Raw genomic sequence first — 17,840 nt, forward strand, 5'->3', positions numbered from 1 at the left:
GAGATTCAACTCCTATGGCTTTTCTGATTTTGAGCGTACATCTCGTTAAACAGAGCTTTCTCGATAATGATCGGTGTCAGTCTACTTCGACTTTGGGCGGAACCTGATGATAGACTTCCCAATGTACACACTGTCAAAAAGGGTTATATTTCCTCTAATATTAGTCCTGTCAACGGTTAACCGTCAATTCACTAAACAGAAAAGAGGAATCATTCAATGGAAACAACAGTATCTACAAAGGATGCCATCTTGTCGGCTTTAGAATACAGACATGCCACGAAAGTATTTGACGATACTAAAAAAATCAGCGAAGCAGACTTTAACTTTATTCTGGAAGTAGGCCGGCTATCCCCAAGCTCTTTCGGCTATGAGCCGTGGAAATTCGTGGTCATACAAAACCCTGAAATGCGGGAAAAGCTGCTGACATTTACTTGGGGAGGGCAAAAACAGCTACCGACTTCCAGTCACTTTGTAGTGATTCTGTCCAGATTGCCACAGGATTTGCATGCCAACTCCGATTACATTCAGGATCTCATGCGAAATGTTCAGAAACTGCCGACTGACGTTATAGAAGGAAGAGAGAGAAGGTATGAAAAGTTCTTAAAGTATGACTTCACCCTTGAGGGTAATGACCGTGCACTGTTTGAGTGGGGCTGTAGACAGTCTTATATTGCCTTGGGCAATATGACGACAGCCGCAGCACAGATAGGTATCGACTCCTGCCCGATAGAAGGGTTCAGTAAGGAGAAGATCGAAGAGATTTTAGCTGCAGAGGGGATTATGGACTCTGAGCATTTTGGAATCTCCTGTATGGTAGCCTTCGGCTACCGGCTGAATGAACCGCGTGAGAAAACACGCCGTACTTCGGATCAAGTGACCCAGTGGGTGTAAGTATAGAATATAAGAGACAGACACGGGTATCGTCGAGGCAACTGAAAAAGTCCTTATTATGTAAAAAAGCATACCTTCTTCTCAAATTTGAGGAGAGTTATGCTTTTTTCTGTATAATTAAGGTACTAAACCGAGTCGGTGAATGTGATGATTAAACAACAACAATCCTTGGCTTTGAGCCCTATATAGAACTGTATAACTTAGTGATTCCCCAAGATAATATGCTGCGACGAACTTGTGGACGTTTCTTTTGTTTATGAAGAACTGAAAGAACGTTACTGCCTGGATAATGGTCGAAATGCGATAGACCCCATTCGAATGTTTAAGTAAGTATTTGCTCTTAAAGGCGATTTTCGAGCTGTCTGACATGGACATGTCGAGCGTTCGAAGTACGACTTGTCGTTTAAATATTTTCTGGATATGGCACCTGAAGATTCAGTGATCGATGCCAGTTCGCTAACCAAGTTCCGGAAGCTGCGGCTGAAAGATATGAATTTGCTGCACACCCCGAAAGTTGAGAAAAACGGACTATAGGGCGGATGAATCCTTGAAAGCCAAGTTTCCTTTGGTTACAAAACCCATATTGCCATGACGGAGGAACGGGTTAACCATTGTTACGACGGGCGAAAAAATGACGGTAAGCAGTTGCAAACGCTGATCGAAAAAAGTAAGGCAACAGGTATGGAAGTCAGATCCATAATTGGAGATACAGCTTACTCTGAGAAAGACAACATTGTTTACACCAAAGACAATGAAATTGAACTTATCGCCAAACTCAATCCCCTTATTACACATGGCGCTCGCAAAAAGAAGATGAGTTTCAATTTAATAAAGATGCAGGCATGTACGTGTGTAAGGCCGGGCATATGGCGGTACGAAAAGCGCGGCAAGGAAAAAAAGGGGTTAACAACAACCAAACGCATACCTATTATTTCGATGTGGAAAAATGTAAGCGATATCCGTTCCGCTTAAAGAAGGATGCTACACGGAAGGAGCGAAAAGTAAAACCTACTCGGTGAGTATTAAATCTGCAGAACATTGTGAACAAATGGCGTTTCAAGAAAGTGAGTACTTCAAAAAGAAGGCAAAGGAACGCTACAAATTAGAAGCAAAGAATAGTGAACTCAAGCATAGACACGGGTATGATGTAACCACTTCCTCGGGTCTATTAGGTATTGAGCTCCAAGGAGCGATGGCTATATTCGCCGTTAATTTAAAGCGAATTATGAAACTGTTGAAGTAATAAGCCAGCCGTACAGGCCTTGCTTAGTAACGAAAAACGACCTGCCCTGAAAATTGGGAATGGAGCTCGGCTACAATGCTACGCTAGCAAAAGATGCGACATCCTCTTTTACAAAAGAGGCTCTGCATGCGGCATGAAATTAACGGCCCTACATTTGCCCATGCTATACTCACAACAGAAGTACTTCTTGCCAAACATAAGAATCGATTTAATAGTTGCGATTCTGAATGACATCATTGCAGCAATCATTCTTCTGATACCGTAAGAATAATCGCTATCATATTCTCATTTTTCTAGAATAAACCCGTCTAAGTAGTCGAATAATAAAGAAAAATTAAATAAAAGAAGGAGGCTTTTTGAATGCCCGTGATACGCCAAGACCTTACGCTAACTCAATCAGTCTGTAACCATGTTATCAACGTTCCTGTTGAAAAAGTCGATATTGGGAAGTGGCTATTTTCGCTTTCGGACGCTGAATATCAACGATGCTGTCCCCCTGACCATATTGCAGTAGGCGTTACTAAAACGGAAGACGGTCGTCCAATGTCCATCAACGTAGAGACAATCGGTACAAGTCTCGCTGTACAGCATTATGTCGGAGAAGTTGTCAATAAAGATTTTTGCCGGATGGTCTCTACATCCGACATCTTCCTTACAAATGGAAAAACACAAATGCAAGTCATATGGGAGCTTAGCGTAAAGGCTGTCAATGACAATCAGACAGAATTTACGAATTCTGTAAGATCACATCCTACCAAGGATTTTTTGAACATCATCGAGAGTCAAGGACTAACGTTCGAACAGGTCGCGAAGGACCGACAAAAAATCGTAGAGGATCACAACGGACGCGAAACGCCGCTTTTTGCGGAAAGCATCGCACGTGCTGCGCGCGAGATGATTGCATCCAAATAGTCCAGCAAGGCCAATAATATTGAAATTGTATTTAGGTTAAACCCGGTGATTACCGCAAGGAACTCGTAATAAGGAAGAGGACAGTCACGTAGACCAAACTCACCAGTTCTTCAATGACCTCTTCATCATGTGCACCCCCTAGATATTGGAAAACCCCTTGGTTATTCCGATGACATCTAGGGGGTGCATTTTTTAATGGCTATTAAAGGACAGAAGTCTGGGTCGTATACGATAACCTCAATCCATGATCATAGAGAAGAAATTATATATTACAATCGAAATGACGGTTTTGGTGCAACAATTAAAATTAATTATGGATATCCGAAGTTTTTTTGTTTGATTATGCGGTCAAACCAAATAATTTCTTCGGCAAACGAACAGGGTGAATGTATTACGAGGTTGAAAAGGCGCTCCATTGTTTCGCAATCACGACAATGTAGACATTTGTCTACCTAAAAATATGAAAACGCTTCCGTTTTTATTCGTAATGAAGATAATTGTCGTTTAATTCACATGTATTCCTTGATACAATGTTAGTGAAAAGTAGAACGAACTTGAAAATCAATTTCTGGGTCCCTACTTTGCCACTACTGAAGAAAGGAAGAGATGTGTGAACAGGCTGATTGAGATTATAGAAAGTTCTCCAGAAATTGAAGAGCTGCTAAAACACTGCCCATATTCGGTTCTTAAGAAATTTAAAGTTAAAGAGTACGCAAGAGGAAGGTTTAATCTTGAGCAAGGAACCATATATTCTGAACTCTACATCATTGTTCAAGGGAAAATAGACATTTTTATTTTAAGTGATTCGGGTCGAAAGATAACGTTGGACATCTATGGACCAGGAAATTTTATTGGCGAGCATGAGCTCCTTCAGAAAATTCCCTTTAGCTCTTCTGTGCAGTCATTAAGTGATGTGGTGTTATTAAAATTGTCTCGGGATTCTTTTATGGAATGGATGGAATTAGACCGAGGCTTTGCCAGAAATTTGACAGAATCATTATGTGAACAAATCTATCATTTAAGCAAAAGAATCGAGTCGTATAGTTTGTTTTCCACGAAACGTCAAGTTGTTGCGGTGTTAAGTTCTTTAAGCAAGATCGATTATATAGAAAGAAAGACGCTTTTACAAAGGATTAGTTCTACCCCACGCAGTGTCGATCGCGTTTTAAAAGAGATGAAGGATTTAGAGTTGATTGAAATGGAAGATGGAGTTATCAAAATACGGAACCCCAGATTATTGATTGAGATGGGTTCAAAGGAGTGGAAATGATGGGAATGCAACCCCATATTCAGTTGGATGGATCGTTGGCTATCAAAAAAGCGATAGTGGTAGGGGATCCAGCCCGAGTAGATATTGTGAAATCGGTTTTGGAAAATCCAAAAGATATTACATACAATCGAGAGTTCAAATCTGCGATCGGTACCTTTAAAGGGCAAAAGATTTTAGTCCTATCGACCGGTATTGGAGCACCTTCAATGGCCATTGCTTTGGAGGAGCTAAAAGCGATTGGCGTCGAAAAAGTGATTCGTGCAGGAAGCTGTGGTGCGATGGACCGTAGCTTCAAGGTTGGTGAAATTATGGTCGTAACGGGCGCTGTTCGTGATGAAGGCTTAACTGAAAAATACGTTCCAAAGTTTTTTCCGGCGATTCCATCAAGTGAGCTTCTGATCCGAGCAATAAAGCAAACTAAAATTCCAGTGAAGTCTGGAATCGCAAGAAGCCATGATGGTTTTTATATGGACAACAACATGGAAGTAGAAGATTTCTGGTCGCATAAACAAGTTTTAGGTGCAGATATGGAAACAAGTACCCTCTATGTTGTTGGCGGTTTAAGAGGACTTCAAACCTTATCGATTCTCAATAACATAGTGCCTTATATGGAATCTCTGGCATTTGGAGTCAATGAATTGGTTTCAGGAGAAACGCAAATGAAAATTGGAGAATTGCAGTCTATTAAATTGGCATTAGCAGTTCTAACGGAGGATGAATAGGTGCATGAAACAAGGAATTAATAAAGTTTTAAAAAGCAAAACGTGGGACAGATTATGGCTCATTCTTGGGATCGCTTTGGTGATTGCTAGTACTTATTACAGTTATAGCGGAACCATTAATCTCCTTCTCGTCACCTCTTTTATTGGAGGTATTCTAGGTATGGTGATCGTGTTGCTCTTCGCTAATCAATATGGGAAAACTGCCAGTGGTTTGGGTGTAGTTGGAGCTCTATTCGATACGTTTAATAACTATAGATTTGGCTTGTTAGGGAATGTTTTCGTAGGTATCTATTGTACTGTTCTGTACTTAAAAGGCTTCTTCACGATGGAAAAAGAAATTCAAGTCACGAAAGTAACGAAGTCCAATTTATATATTTCAGTCATCATTGCCTTGGTTGGTTCTGTTGTTCTCTACTTCTATGGCGGTACGATTCTGCCAGGTGATGCACCCATGTGGGTCATCGTGCTTAACGTTTTGGTTTTCTTAGTCCAAGTTATTTCCCAATATTTGATGGTAGAAGGAAAAGCTATTTCTTGGATCGGTTGGATTCTTGCTAACTTTATTAACTTAGCTCTGCAGATTTATATTATTGTTCAAGGCAACAGCCCAACGGCAATGATTTACTTGTCTATGACCATTATGTATCAACTGAATTCCATTAAGGCAGCTATTCTATGGTACGGATACGGTGAAGAGTAAAATATTGAACCACAACGTATCAACGAGAGGAGAATTTCAATATTATGAAGAAAAAACTGGGTGTTCTGATTTCTGCTGGGGTACTCGCTTCGGCACTCGCAGTTGGCAGCGTATACGCCGCTCCGCTACAACCCGTTACACATACGGACTGGATGCAAAAAAAAGCAATCGTTGTTGGTGATCAAGGCGGAGATCTTGCCTTGAAACGTTCTGTAACATTAGCGGAAACTGTAGTTTTAATTACAAGGATCAATGGCAAGGAAGTAAAGAAAGCATCTGTGGGTGAACACTGGGCAGCAGGAGTCATTGACGCAAGTCTAACAGCTGGTGCCATTACGAATGAAGAAGCTTTGAAACCGAATGCAACTCCAATAGCAAGCCGCGTAGCTGAAATTGCTGGTAAATTAGGTGTTGAGCTGAAGTTGTCTGGTGGTCAAACGGTAACTCGATCCGAATTCATTGAGGCGCTTGGTAGCTCCATTACCAAACACATCACAATTGGTCACACGAACGACGTACATGGTCACATTGTCGAGAATAAAGATGGTAAAGAATTTGGCTATGCGAAAATGGCAACACTCATCAACGAATGGCGTAAAGAAAATACGAATTTCATGCTTCTGGATGCCGGGGATACATTCCAGGGCACAACCTATACGAACTCATTCCAAGGGGAATCGATTCTACCGATCCTCAATCACCTTGCTTATGAAACCATGGCTGCGGGCAATCATGATTTTGATTACGGCATGAAGCAATTGCTTCATTTACGTGATCAAATGGACTATCCAATAATTAGCTCCAACATTTTCAACAAAGATGGTTCTGAGTTCCTAGAGCCAGTACACTTTGTTGAAGTCAGTGGCAAAAAGTTTGCGTTCCTTGGTTTTGTCACCGAAGAAACACCAGTTGTTACACACCCTAACAACGTAGTAGGTCTAACGTTCAAAAATCCAGTTGAAATTGCAAAAAAATTAGTGCCTGAATTGAAAAAACAAGCGGATCATATCATCGTTGTCTCCCACGTTGGTGTGGATGTTGACCGTGAAATCGCGAAGAATGTTTCAGGTATCGATTTGATCATTGGCGGACACTCACATACACCTCTTAAGACACCAGAAGTGGTGAATGGTACTTACATTGTACAGGATTGGGAATATGGTAAATCCTTGGGGCGTGCAGATTTGTTCTACTATAATGGTGAATTGGTCCAATTCTCTGGCGGCTTGAAAGAATATGACGAGTCGGTAGTGGCAGATCCTGAAGTAAAAAAATTGGTAGAAGAAGTTGCGAAAAAAGTAGAAGGAGCGCTAAACGTTGTGATCGCAAAAGCCGAAGTGAACTTGGATGGCGAGCGGACGCAAGTTCGTTCTCGCGAAACAAATCTGGGTAACCTGGCTGCGGATATCATGCGTGAACGCACGCGAAGCATTGCGGGTTATGAAGCTGACGTTGCCATTATAGGCGGCGGCGATATCCGTGACAACATCCAAGCTGGTGATATCACGAAAAAAATACTGCAAACAGCATTCCCTTTCCCGAATACACTTGCAGTGGTAGAAGTAACAGGCACAGAATTGAAAGCTTCTCTTGAGAATGGTGTAAGTCAAGTGGAAAAAGGCGGCGGACGCTTCCCGCAAATCAGTGGCATGTCCTTTACCTATGATCCTTCTCTGCCAGCAGGTTCCCGTGTACTTAAAGTAAAAGTTGGCGGTAAAGAGCTTGATTCGAACAAAAAGTACAAAGTGGCGGCAAATGACTACCTTATCGCTGGCGGCGACGGCTATGAAACCTTGAAGCAGCCAGGCGTATTCAATACTGGTATTCAAATCTACGACATATTGGAAGAATCACTGATTAACATGAAGACAGTAAATCCAACAATCGAAGATCGTATCATTGCAGTGAAGAAGTAATTTCCTGCCTATCATAGACTCGAAAAAGAGGCTGTCCCAAAAGTAACTATTGTTGATGATCGGGACAGATCCATTGGTTGGAAAAGGTAAATATGGGATGAAAAAGGAGCTAAGCGGCTTGTACCTGCTTAGCTCCTTTGTTTTTGGTGTCTACTGCTGCTTTCTTGAGCAGATTATGGGCGAGGGAAAGCCACCCGACTTCGAGACTTACTTTTAGTAAGCATCGAAGCAGAAATCTTTTGAAACCACGGTTATTCTTCATATCACCAAACACAGGCTCTGGCTCGATCATACGCCGAATCGCAAGGGCGTATCCGTCTTCGCTCCAGAGCTTTTCACGGGATTGTTTTTTTCAAACGCAAGTAGTTCAGGCTGACTTTAACTTCAAATATCCTTTTGCCATGTCTTACTTTTCTCACGGTGGTAGGTACTGTATTTGACGCCCCCATTAAGAAATGTCATTCCGCTAACGGGTACGCTAGCACAACAATAAGCAACAAAAATTAAACCCTCCCAGTTCTAGCAAAGCTAGAGATAACTTATACTTGGGAGGGTTTTAAAGGACTTATGGTTGTTGTATGAGGCTGACAAACGTATCCTGGGATACAGCACGCATACAATGAAAGCAAGTTTCCTACAACTAAATATGTTGATTCGCGAAATTGGTAATGTGGAGATTGAAGAATTCTCTTTGCTAGCACAACACGGAAAAATGAGTGCCAATGTATATCCTCATCGATTCCGTCACACCTATGCCTGTCAATTGCTCGATAACGGTGCACCACTAGAATTTATACAAGGTATGCTTGGACATGAAAAAGCTTCTACTACACAGATAGATGCTCAGCTGCGAGGAGAGCGTAGGAACCCTTGGTTTAGGCAAATTTGGTTTACGTTCTCTTCGCAGATGCTCCTTCTTTACAGGTTGACAGATATAAACTCTATTATTATAATAACTAATATTAGGATATCTAATTATAGTAATAATATTAATAAGATATCTTTTCTGTGGACTCGATTGCTGCGGTCGGGGGAATCTGCGGTTTTTATCCATTTTATTTGGAGCGACCTATTCACTGTTCAAGCAATGAGAAGTTTCCTCAGACAGGCCAGGATGGGGTAAACGTAAAGCCGATATTGGGCGAAGGCTCGCTCGTCCTTCACCTGCCAAACCGGATACTTGCAGGATTGTCGATTAGAGGTACAGGTGGTTCCATCTGGGTATCCGGCCAAGAACCAACATCATTCAAGAATAAAGAATTTGCCATCGTTTAATCCGAACAAAAAGAAGAAATCAACATACGCGATTCAGGAGAAAAGCTGAGGTTGATAAGGCTAGATAAGGGGGATGGAGAATGACTGAACGCGATGCTGAGGGTAAGGAACTTGATTTAAAACTAATACGCGTAATAAGAAACATGGTGAAAGAGTTATACGGGAGCTTAGAACGTGACATTGTCAGCTATGGCCTCAGTGGGGAGACTTTTCAAATTTTGGAGTTTCTCTATAATAAAGGACCACAGCCCATCCAGAAAATAAGCGACACCTTCTCGATTCCAAGCGGAAGTATCACCTACGTGGTCGATAAGCTTGAGAAGAAGGGGTTCGTGGAACGACTCCCCATCCCTGGTGATCGACGAAAAGCGAATGTGACATTGACTGCTGAAGGGCGAAGCTACTTTGATAATATCTTCCCAAGGCATGTTCAAACGATCTCCGATAATTTGTCCTTCGCAACGGACAGGGAGAAGCTCGAACTTATTCACGTGCTGAAGAAAATTGGGTATGGTATCAAGAATTGTGAAGGCAATACCAATAATGATGGATAGATTCTTTTTGAAAAAAGGATTTTACTTAAATTTTGTATGTAGGGGGATTTGAAAATGGAAATAGGTATAGATACATTTGTTGAAACAACTCCGGATGTTATAACGGGCAAGACAATAAGTCATGCGGAGCGGTTGCGTGAGGTTGTTGAAGAAATCGTCCTTGCCGATCAGGTTGGGCTGGATATATTTGGGGTCGGTGAGCATCATCGTAAGGAATTTGCGGATTCCGCTACTGTCGTTGTGCTGGCTGCAGCGGCGTCCATGACCAAAAGGATACGCTTAACCAGTTCGGTTACCGTGCTCTCTGCAGTTGATCCAGTACGTTTATTTCAGCAATTTGCCACGCTCGATGGTATTTCAAATGGTCGTGCTGAGATTATCGCGGGTCGAGGCTCTATGGTTGATGCATTTCCATTATTTGGTTATGATTTAAAAGACTATGATGAGCTTTACGCGGAAAAATTGGAACTATTATTAAAATTAAGGGACTCGGAGAAGATATCCTGGAAAGGAAAGCATCGACCTGCCCTTACGAATCTGGGTGTGTATCCGCGTCCAGTTCAGGACCCTTTACCGGTTTGGCTTGGCAGTGGGGGTAATGCGCAATCGGTCATACGAGCAGGGGAACTGGGACTGCCTCTTGTTTTGGCGATCATTGGCGGGAGCCCCTTACAATTTGCTCCGCTCGTGCCGCTCTATAAGAACGCTGCTACTCGTGCAGGACATGATGCATCGAAATTAAAGATAGCCGTACACTCACTCGGGTTCGTTGCGGAGAGTACCTCACTAGCGATGGAAAAGTATTTCCCTCCCACTCAGGCAGTGTTTAATTCAATGAGTAAAGAGCGTGGTTGGGGACATTATAGCCGTTCACAATTCGATGACTCATGCAGCCCAGAAGGCGCATTCTACGTAGGCGATCCCGAAACGGTGGCCAACAAAATTATTTATATGCAAAAACATTTAGGTTTCTCACGATTTTTCCTACATTTACCTGCCGGCAGCATGCCACATGAGGATGTTATGAAATCCATTGAACTATTGGGTAAGGAAGTCGCACCACGAGTTCGGGAAGAGGTTGCAAGATGGGAAGTCGACAATGAGGGACGCGTAGAAAAGCTATAACAAGGATATCTAACGCTTAGGATAAAAAATTAAGAAATAAGGAGAGAAAGTAATGAATATTTTATCAATTATTCTTCAAGTTATTTTAGGATTAGGTTTTTTAATGTTTGGGTTTATGAAGTTCGGATCGAAACAAATGGTGGAAGGATTTAAGCAATATGGTTATCCGGGTTGGTTTAGAACATTCACAGGAATAGTAGAAGTCATTTCAGGAATTTTGGTTATTACAGGTATTTGGAATGGGACATTAGCCGCTTGGGGTAGTTTAATAATTGTTATAACGATGATCGGGGCGATTTTTACTCATTTAAAAATTAGTGACAATGTAAAACAAATGATGATGCCAATTTTTTTATTAATTTTAGGATTAGTAGTGTTGCTGATAAACTCTGGAACTCTACTCTAATCGGAAATGGCTTTTAAGCATTCGATTGATATGGAGTTGAAACAACCAGTTGAATTTTTTATAAACCCAGAATATAAGCAATTTGATTTGACCTACCATTCGCAGTGTTCTTCCCGGTGCTGTTCACCCTACCGTAACTCATGCTATGACCCGATGCGTACTCCCATCGTACCGAGGCGCTTTTCTTTTTACAAAGACGAAATTAATCCATCTACAGGAATGCTATCGGGGAGGGAAGATAGTTCAACTTTAATTAAAAATATGAAGTGGTGAACTCGTAGACTTCTTAATCGGCTTATATCCGGATATCGAGAATAATTCGGGTTTTACCATCGTATCAATAGGGGGAAAGGCTACCATTGGAAAAAAAGGAGATTACCGATGAGAGACAATACCGCCGTTCGACCGTTTCGACCCGGAGTCACTCCGGAGTCGGCGCTTATGGACCTGCGCCGGCGAGTCGCCGCAACGAGATGGCCCGACAAGGAAACCGCGCCGGGTAAGTCGCAAGGCGTGCCGCTTGAGACGATTCAAACTATCGCGCGCTATTGGGCAACCGAATACGATTGGCGCAAATTCGAAGCATGGCTGAACGCCATCCCGCAATTCGTTACGGAAATCGATGGCTTGGACATTCAATTCATTCACGTTCGGTCGAGTCACGAGGGAGCGATCCCGATGATTCTGACGCACGGATGGTCGGGCTCGATCGTCGAACTGCTGAAAGTCATCGATCCGCTGACCCGGCCGACGGCGTACGGAGCGCCGGCCTCGGACGCGTTCCACGTCGTAATTCCTTCACTGCCGGGTTACGGATTCTCTAGCAAGCCGACCAAGCCCGGTTGGGATATTCCTCGAATCGCCCGGGCCTGGGCGGTGCTGATGAACCGGTTAGGCTATACGAAATACGCGGCCCAAGGGGGCGATTGGGGCGCACTCGTCTCGGATATGATGGGGGTGCAACAGGTTCCGGGGTTGTTCGCCATTCACAGCAACATGCCCGGAACGGTGCCTCCTGCCTACGAAACGGCGATCATTAACGGGGATCCGATGCCCACCGATTTGACGCAAGATCAGAAGAACGCCTGGATGCAGCTGGATTTCTTCTATCAGCATGTCGGTTACTCCCAGATCATGGGGAAGCGCCCGCAAACGCTGACCGGGCTGGCGGATTCGCCGGCGGGTCTCGCGGCATTCAATCTCGACCATGACGCGAAAAGCCTGGATCTCATTTCGGGAGCTTTCTTTGGTCACCCCGGGGGCATTTCGCGAGACGATTTCCTCGATAACATCACGCTCTATTGGTTGACGAACACGGCTATCTCTGCGGCACGCCTCTATTGGGAAAACAAGCTCCCGTTCTTTTCGGTCAAAGGAGTCAATAATATCCCGATCGCCATCAGCGTCTTTCCCGACGAGCTCTATCAGGCTCCTCTTAGTTGGGCGAAGGAAGCGTACCCGAAGCTATTCTATTACAAACGGGTCGCGAGGGGAGGACACTTTGCCGCGTGGCAAGTGCCGATGCTGTTCTCCGATGAGCTCCGCATGGCATTCCGTCCATTTCGTTAAAGAGCATTTCGAAGAAGCCCGAACCCGGTTCGGGCTTTTTGCTTTGTGCGCCCAGCATGGGCGCTATCGTTCATGACGATAGCAGATTGCTAACATAAATATATATACCGAATACAGAAAAGCATGGGTAAATGCGGATCACAAATAAGTAGTAGGAAGTGAATATATGTGACCTACATTAAGAAAACTGCAGTTATTTACTTCAATTAGGGGTAGTACCAGCGTAGCTGACACCACCCGCAAACGCATGGATTAAATTAGGAATTTATTAATAACCTCGTTATACTCATTTTGAGCATCGGTAATTGCCAACTTTGAGTATACTTCCAAAGATTTTCTGATTTCATGTCCGGAATAAGGTTGAATAAGTGCATCATCAATGCCCTGCTTTCTTAGCCAGGTTAATAGAAAGTGACGTAGTTTATGAGGAGAAAGGTTTTGAGATAAATTGGCCTCCTTTGAATATTTAGCCAAAATCTTGCAAATTACCCTGTCTGTGTATTTTTCTTCCATGAGGACTCAAACAAATAAGCCGCTTGTGAATTTGACACAGAGTGAATGGAGAACAGAGGGAAAAGAAACACTGGTATGCGATATTAATGATCCCCACAGTTTTCCTACTTTGAGATTAGAATCTAATGAGGGTAGCGATCGTAATCTTTATGTATCTGCGAGAGAACTGGCTCACTGGGGAAATTTGCATTTAAACAAGGGAATGCATGAAGGAAAGCAACTCCTTCCGAAAGAAGTCTTCGATATTGTTACTTCGGTTCAGACCCCAGACGCATTGCCAGTTCATTTACCCAAACTTGGCTTCTTCTGGTGGATTCAAAATTCAAATGTGGAGAATTGTGAAATTGGACCAAGTTTACCGGAACAAACTTTTCAGATTCTCGGGGCATCGGGATGTTCATGTACTGTAATTCCCAAACATAATGCAGTTGTTGTAAGGATGACAAATAGCCTTTGGACTTTTGGTGGAAAAAATGAATTTGATTATATTTCGGATATTCAGGAGTTTGGTAATCTTGCCGAAGCTACATTAAGAAACTGGTCCTAACCAGATCATTCGCTGAACTCCCATGAAAATTAAAACGGCAGTCACTGAAAAAGACAATAGTAAAGAAGACGCGGCTCATTCATTTTTTAAAAAGTGTGGAGCGCCCGAAATAAAGAGATATTTATTTCTTAAAAGAATTAGGAGACTTCTGAAATGGTCACAGAATAACCTAAGTTTTCTAGTCGTCGAACTGCGTATTTTACAATAGATTGTTGCTTTTGTTTGTCAAAATAATCTTCACCTAAGTCTACGTACATTTCCTTGCGGGTTAAAAGATAGAAGGCAGTTCTCAACATCGCATGAGCCACTTGGATGGCTGCTCGTTTTTTTCCTTTTCGTGCTGCTGTACGTCTATACAGGGTGCCGAGATAGTTTTTTGACGCTGCAACAGAATGGGCTGCTTCAACTAAGGCAGATTTCAGATATTTGTTTCCATTCTTGGCTTTGGCAGACTTCCTTTTTCCTGCATTTTCGTTATGTCCAGGTACGAGTCCTGCCCACGAACAGAAATGCGCAGCGCTCGGAAACTGCTTTTTAATATCCGTCCCGATTTCAGCTAAGATTTGTTCCGCCATTCGAGTGGCTATACCAGGAATCGAATCTAAACGTTCGACGTCGTCATGGAAAGGGGTTACTCTTACAGCGACTTCTTGATCTAGCATCTCGATCTGTTCACTTAAGAAATCGATGTGAGTTAAAATGGTCTTGATCATCAGGCGTTGGTGAGGGTTTACATAGCCTTGAAGAGCGAGTTGAAGATCATCCTTTTTTCGCTTCATGGTGCGTCTAGCGAAGTTTGCTAGTTTTTCGGGATCATCTTCACCATCTGCAATGGCACGCAGCATATCACGAGAAGAAACGCCCATAATATCTGACACAACAGAGCTAAGCTTATTATTTGCTCCTTCAAGTACTTTTTGAATTCGATTGTGCTGTCTGGCTCTTTCTTCGACGGTACCGAACGAGTTCTCGAAGCTCCCGTTGATTTCGGTCTGGGATGAAACTTGCTCTGAGGAGTCCATGACGAAGAAGTTTGGCAATCCATTCCGAATCTTTGACATCTGTTTTGCGTCCGGGTAGTGCTTTCATATGCTGGGCATTGACCACTAAAAATTCAATGCCTTCAGCTTCAAGTAAGTTGACAATAGGCTTCCAAAATACGCCTGTACTTTCCATGGCAACGTGAGTACATTCATGTTGTTTAATCCAATCGATGAGTTGTAATAGAAACACTGTTTTCGTTGAAAACGTTTGAATCTCCTTTCCCTTTGACGTTAGAATACATGCTGTAATGTTGTCCTTGTGAATATATCCATACCGCATGCTCGTTCGATGACGACTTCCATCTTAAAAACATCCTCTCTACGGCTAAATTAGAAAAGAGGCTGGTGCAAAAGCCAGAGTAGGATTAATCTCCCATGAGTGCTTCCTGTAAAGGAGCGACAATCTGTGATGCACCAAGGTCTTTTTCACTGCGTTATCAGTCAAGTGAATCAAAGCGTAAGTCAGTCCGTGCAGCAAAAGAACATCATAAAGTTTACGATATGCTAAAACAATCAACACTCGAATGGACTATTGTCTGTCCTACGTATTTGCCGGATGGAGAAAGTGTAGGTAAATATCGTGTAGACCGTAATTTTTTGCCGGAAGGTGGTGTTGAAATATCCGTGTCGGATACAGCAGAATTTACATATAGCCAGATAAAAAGTAGCGATTTTATAAAATCACGTGTGGGTATCGCCTACTAATACTATAAAAGAAAGACTTTCTTTGGTGGAGTGATCAAGGGAGGGTATGTACTACAGAAGGTTATAAGAGAAGATTACTTAACGAAAAACAGGCCAAATTTGATTAAGCTAACGGATAACGTTAGTGGAGGAGTTTGCTATGCAGCAGCTCCTCTTTAGATTTATTGAAGTTAACGGGCAGGATAATAGATAAAATAAACGAATATGAAATCTTCTATAATTATTGTGCAAAGGAAGGTAACCCATTATATGAATGAAGAAACTCTAATCGGGATTCTTTGTAAATATGGAATTAAACAACCTGATATTAAATTTATTAGACATAATGAAAATAGGACTTATAAGGTCAACGATCTAGTCACAGGAAACTCATATTTGTTACGTATTCATCAATCAATTACAGTAAATATAGAAGGACTTCAACATACCTACAATGGTTTATTAAGCGAGTTACAACTGTTAGAGGAAATAGCAAACCAAACAGATCTTTTAGTTCAAAAGCCTGTACGTAATTGTTACGGGGAGTTCATTACGAGAATAGAACTCGATGGAAAGACTATAAATAGTTCATTACTTACATGGATAGAAGGAAAGGATCTGCAAAAGGAAGACGTATTGGTCGAGGGATTTGTTACAAACCTAGGGGCTCAACTCGCTGAACTTCACCGCTTTTTTCGTAATTATAATAATCGCGCCCATTTTAATACTCGACCTAATCAAGGCATTGAGCGGAATAATCAAATGCTTTCGCAAATTGAACGCGGCGTTGAGCTGGGATTAATTCTCCCGTCAGATTTCCATATTGTTGAGCAGACGATCCGATTGATTAACTCTCGCCTCGAAAGTATAGGCAAGTCACCAGACTCATGGGGAATCATCCATGCTGACTTAAACATGGGCAATATCATCGTAACTAGTAAAGGTGAAATTAGCTTCATTGATTTTGGGTTATTCGGATTCGGCTATTATTTATTAGATGTTTCAACAGGGGCTTTAATGGTACCGTCGAAAAATAGAAGACAATTTGTTAAGGGATATTATGGGGTTAACGAAGTTCCTGCAGATGTTTTTGCCAAAATGGAAGGATTTATGTTAACGGGTATTTTGGGGTATTATGCTTTTCATATGGAAAATGAAGAGGTACATCGTTGGATTCGTGAACGGATGCCGCTATTATGTTCTAAACACTGTCTACCTTTTTTATCTGGGGATAGTATATTTTACAACTTCTAAGCCATTTTCGTTAAGCTAACGGATAACTATAGTTGAATATAAATTATTAATGAGCAGGTGCCTTGCAGCCTGCTCATTTCATTAAACTAAAGAGCAGGAGAATAGTGAGTGACAGTACTTTTGAGATGCCGAGGGACGGGCAAAAAAGTTGAGCTACAGTATCCATCGGTAACTTCAACTCGTTAGAGTAGTAACAAATTAAAAGAATGTTTAAAAATAAGTGTTGCATGCAGCTGAGTGGAAGGATATAGTTGGAAAAATTATATTCAGGAAGATGTTCGGTTGTACTTTGAAAAAGGGAAAGGAGTGTAACTAAAATGCCTGAGTCAGGGTTCCGTAGAGTATAATTAACTTTATCATCACATAATGGATGGGAGAGTTTATGTATCCAATTAAATTGGTTTTGTTTGATCTAGATGATACACTTTTACACTTTGACGACTATTGGGAAAATAGTGTTAAGGAAGCGTTCGGAAATCATTTTTTCACCAGTGAAATAAATATTAACGATTTATTTGAAGTCTTTAATAATGTAGAACAATTCTTAGTAAAGAAATTAGATAGCAAACAAATTTCTTTTGACGAATATCGGACTAAACGTTTTCTCTATTCGATGGATCAAATGGGGAAAACAACGGATGTAGAAACGGCAATTAACTTTGAAATGTTCTACCAATCAATAAGTAAAAAGCATATGAAGCCTAATGTGATGATAAACAAAACCATTAAGGATCTCAGTAATTATTATCAAATAGGAGTATTGACGAATGGAAGCAAAGGGTGGCAGAATGATAAATTGGAGGCAATCGGATTAAAGGGTATCATTCCAAAAGAGTATGTGTTCATATCCGAAGTTATCGGCTATGAAAAACCAAGCCCAGAAATTTATCATTATGTTCTAAGTATGACTTCTTTACCACCAGAACAGGTACTTGTCGTGGGCGACTCTTGGACAAATGATGTTGCTGCTCCAATACAAGAAGGGTTGAAAGCTATATGGTTAAATAAGAAGAATTATCAAGTACCTCAAGAGCCTCACCCTCTAGCAGTGATTACCGAAATAGAGGAGTTACGTGCGATTTTGTTGTCACACGTAGGGGACCACTGTGAATAGCACAAGATGCTCCTCCGCTTTGTTTATTCAATAATAAATACTGGATTGTCAACATAAAACTGGACAATATTTATGAGGGGATTTTTCTAGCTTCAATGGGAG

The 17,840-nt window shown here is 41.8% G+C and carries 16 protein-coding genes and 4 pseudogenes; 17 read left to right on the forward strand and 3 right to left on the reverse strand.

Annotated features, from left to right (window positions below; genetic code table 11):
- The first annotated feature begins 216 nt into the window (after window positions 1-216).
- The 7 genes and pseudogenes from OB236_RS14145 (at window position 217) to OB236_RS14175 (ending at window position 7,654) form a co-directional block, all read left to right on the forward strand.
- A complete protein-coding gene (locus OB236_RS14145; protein ID WP_262684582.1) occupies window positions 217-891 on the forward strand; it encodes an NAD(P)H-dependent oxidoreductase in 675 nt (224 codons plus the stop codon).
- A 147-nt stretch (window positions 892-1,038) separates the two neighbouring features.
- A pseudogene (locus OB236_RS14150) lies at window positions 1,039-2,134 on the forward strand (transposase).
- A gap of 360 nt (window positions 2,135-2,494) precedes the next feature.
- Window positions 2,495-3,046, forward strand: a complete 552-nt coding sequence (locus tag OB236_RS14155; protein ID WP_262684583.1) for a hypothetical protein — start codon at window positions 2,495-2,497, stop codon at window positions 3,044-3,046.
- A gap of 610 nt (window positions 3,047-3,656) precedes the next feature.
- On the forward strand, window positions 3,657-4,316 hold the full coding sequence (locus OB236_RS14160) for a Crp/Fnr family transcriptional regulator (RefSeq protein WP_262684584.1): 660 nt from the start codon (window positions 3,657-3,659) through the stop codon (window positions 4,314-4,316).
- A complete protein-coding gene (locus OB236_RS14165; RefSeq protein WP_262684585.1) occupies window positions 4,316-5,038 on the forward strand; it encodes a nucleoside phosphorylase in 723 nt (240 codons plus the stop codon). Before OB236_RS14160 ends, OB236_RS14165 begins: the two co-directional genes overlap by 1 nt.
- A 4-nt stretch (window positions 5,039-5,042) precedes the next feature.
- On the forward strand, window positions 5,043-5,738 hold the full coding sequence (locus tag OB236_RS14170) for a nicotinamide mononucleotide transporter family protein (RefSeq protein ID WP_262684586.1): 696 nt from the start codon (window positions 5,043-5,045) through the stop codon (window positions 5,736-5,738).
- A gap of 44 nt (window positions 5,739-5,782) precedes the next feature.
- Window positions 5,783-7,654, forward strand: a complete 1,872-nt coding sequence (locus OB236_RS14175; protein ID WP_262684587.1) for a bifunctional metallophosphatase/5'-nucleotidase — start codon at window positions 5,783-5,785, stop codon at window positions 7,652-7,654.
- A 109-nt stretch (window positions 7,655-7,763) separates the two neighbouring features.
- Here the strand turns inward: OB236_RS14175 and OB236_RS40325 are convergent.
- A pseudogene (locus OB236_RS40325) lies at window positions 7,764-8,040 on the reverse strand (transposase); the annotation flags it as partial.
- Between the two features lie 260 nt (window positions 8,041-8,300).
- Between OB236_RS40325 and OB236_RS14185 the strand changes: the two are divergent.
- The 6 genes from OB236_RS14185 to OB236_RS14210 all read left to right on the forward strand — a co-directional run bounded on the left by OB236_RS14185 (window position 8,301) and on the right by OB236_RS14210 (window position 12,583).
- Window positions 8,301-8,777 carry a tyrosine-type recombinase/integrase gene (locus OB236_RS14185; RefSeq protein ID WP_262684598.1) on the forward strand — a complete coding sequence of 159 codons (477 nt, stop codon included), beginning with the start codon at window positions 8,301-8,303 and terminating at the stop codon, window positions 8,775-8,777.
- A complete protein-coding gene (locus OB236_RS14190) occupies window positions 8,663-8,929 on the forward strand; it encodes a hypothetical protein (RefSeq protein ID WP_262684599.1) in 267 nt (88 codons plus the stop codon). Before OB236_RS14185 ends, OB236_RS14190 begins: the two co-directional genes overlap by 115 nt.
- A gap of 80 nt (window positions 8,930-9,009) precedes the next feature.
- Window positions 9,010-9,483, forward strand: a complete 474-nt coding sequence (locus tag OB236_RS14195; RefSeq protein ID WP_262684588.1) for a MarR family winged helix-turn-helix transcriptional regulator — start codon at window positions 9,010-9,012, stop codon at window positions 9,481-9,483.
- A gap of 54 nt (window positions 9,484-9,537) precedes the next feature.
- Complete coding sequence (locus tag OB236_RS14200) at window positions 9,538-10,608, forward strand: LLM class flavin-dependent oxidoreductase (protein ID WP_262684589.1); 1,071 nt, start codon at window positions 9,538-9,540, stop codon at window positions 10,606-10,608.
- Between the two features lie 52 nt (window positions 10,609-10,660).
- On the forward strand, window positions 10,661-11,014 hold the full coding sequence (locus tag OB236_RS14205) for a DoxX family protein (protein ID WP_262684590.1): 354 nt from the start codon (window positions 10,661-10,663) through the stop codon (window positions 11,012-11,014).
- 381 nt (window positions 11,015-11,395) lie between these two features.
- Entirely contained in the window at window positions 11,396-12,583 is a 1,188-nt protein-coding gene (locus OB236_RS14210; RefSeq protein ID WP_262684591.1) for an epoxide hydrolase family protein, read from the forward strand.
- A 252-nt stretch (window positions 12,584-12,835) separates the two neighbouring features.
- Here OB236_RS14210 and OB236_RS14215 read toward each other — a convergent pair whose 3' ends face one another.
- The gene (locus tag OB236_RS14215; RefSeq protein WP_262684592.1) at window positions 12,836-13,096 is read right to left on the reverse strand and encodes a site-specific integrase; all 261 of its coding nucleotides are present in this window, start codon (window positions 13,094-13,096) and stop codon (window positions 12,836-12,838) included.
- Between OB236_RS14215 and OB236_RS14220 the strand changes: the two genes are divergently transcribed.
- A complete protein-coding gene (locus OB236_RS14220) occupies window positions 13,032-13,643 on the forward strand; it encodes a hypothetical protein (protein WP_262684600.1) in 612 nt (203 codons plus the stop codon). The two genes, OB236_RS14215 and OB236_RS14220, sit on opposite strands and share 65 nt — an antisense overlap.
- A gap of 137 nt (window positions 13,644-13,780) precedes the next feature.
- On the opposite strand, the pseudogene OB236_RS14225 reads toward OB236_RS14220, so the two are convergent.
- A pseudogene (locus OB236_RS14225) lies at window positions 13,781-14,989 on the reverse strand (IS110 family RNA-guided transposase).
- A 126-nt stretch (window positions 14,990-15,115) separates the two neighbouring features.
- Between OB236_RS14225 and OB236_RS14230 the strand changes: the two are divergent.
- From OB236_RS14230 to OB236_RS14240, 3 genes and pseudogenes are all read left to right on the forward strand, one after another.
- Window positions 15,116-15,391: pseudogene (locus tag OB236_RS14230) on the forward strand (NAD(P)-dependent oxidoreductase); the annotation flags it as partial.
- A gap of 249 nt (window positions 15,392-15,640) precedes the next feature.
- Window positions 15,641-16,624 carry a phosphotransferase enzyme family protein gene (locus OB236_RS14235; protein ID WP_262684593.1) on the forward strand — a complete coding sequence of 328 codons (984 nt, stop codon included), beginning with the start codon at window positions 15,641-15,643 and terminating at the stop codon, window positions 16,622-16,624.
- A gap of 382 nt (window positions 16,625-17,006) precedes the next feature.
- On the forward strand, window positions 17,007-17,738 hold the full coding sequence (locus OB236_RS14240; RefSeq protein WP_262684595.1) for an HAD family hydrolase: 732 nt from the start codon (window positions 17,007-17,009) through the stop codon (window positions 17,736-17,738).
- Window positions 17,739-17,840: the final 102 nt, after the last annotated feature.

The organism is Paenibacillus baimaensis (genome assembly GCF_025567575.1).

Coding starts and splice junctions, on each gene's coding strand:
- OB236_RS14165 (WP_262684585.1), top strand. CDS start 4,316: ATGGGAATGCAACCCCATATTCAGTTGGATGGATCGTTGGCTATCAAA.
- OB236_RS14215 (WP_262684592.1), bottom strand. CDS start 13,096: ATGGAAGAAAAATACACAGACAGGGTAATTTGCAAGATTTTGGCTAAA.
- OB236_RS14145 (WP_262684582.1), top strand. CDS start 217: ATGGAAACAACAGTATCTACAAAGGATGCCATCTTGTCGGCTTTAGAA.
- OB236_RS14170 (WP_262684586.1), top strand. CDS start 5,043: ATGAAACAAGGAATTAATAAAGTTTTAAAAAGCAAAACGTGGGACAGA.
- OB236_RS14235 (WP_262684593.1), top strand. CDS start 15,641: ATGAATGAAGAAACTCTAATCGGGATTCTTTGTAAATATGGAATTAAA.
- OB236_RS14205 (WP_262684590.1), top strand. CDS start 10,661: ATGAATATTTTATCAATTATTCTTCAAGTTATTTTAGGATTAGGTTTT.
- OB236_RS14210 (WP_262684591.1), top strand. CDS start 11,396: ATGAGAGACAATACCGCCGTTCGACCGTTTCGACCCGGAGTCACTCCG.
- OB236_RS14195 (WP_262684588.1), top strand. CDS start 9,010: ATGACTGAACGCGATGCTGAGGGTAAGGAACTTGATTTAAAACTAATA.
- OB236_RS14155 (WP_262684583.1), top strand. CDS start 2,495: ATGCCCGTGATACGCCAAGACCTTACGCTAACTCAATCAGTCTGTAAC.
- OB236_RS14185 (WP_262684598.1), top strand. CDS start 8,301: ATGTTGATTCGCGAAATTGGTAATGTGGAGATTGAAGAATTCTCTTTG.
- OB236_RS14200 (WP_262684589.1), top strand. CDS start 9,538: ATGGAAATAGGTATAGATACATTTGTTGAAACAACTCCGGATGTTATA.
- OB236_RS14240 (WP_262684595.1), top strand. CDS start 17,007: ATGTATCCAATTAAATTGGTTTTGTTTGATCTAGATGATACACTTTTA.
- OB236_RS14175 (WP_262684587.1), top strand. CDS start 5,783: ATGAAGAAAAAACTGGGTGTTCTGATTTCTGCTGGGGTACTCGCTTCG.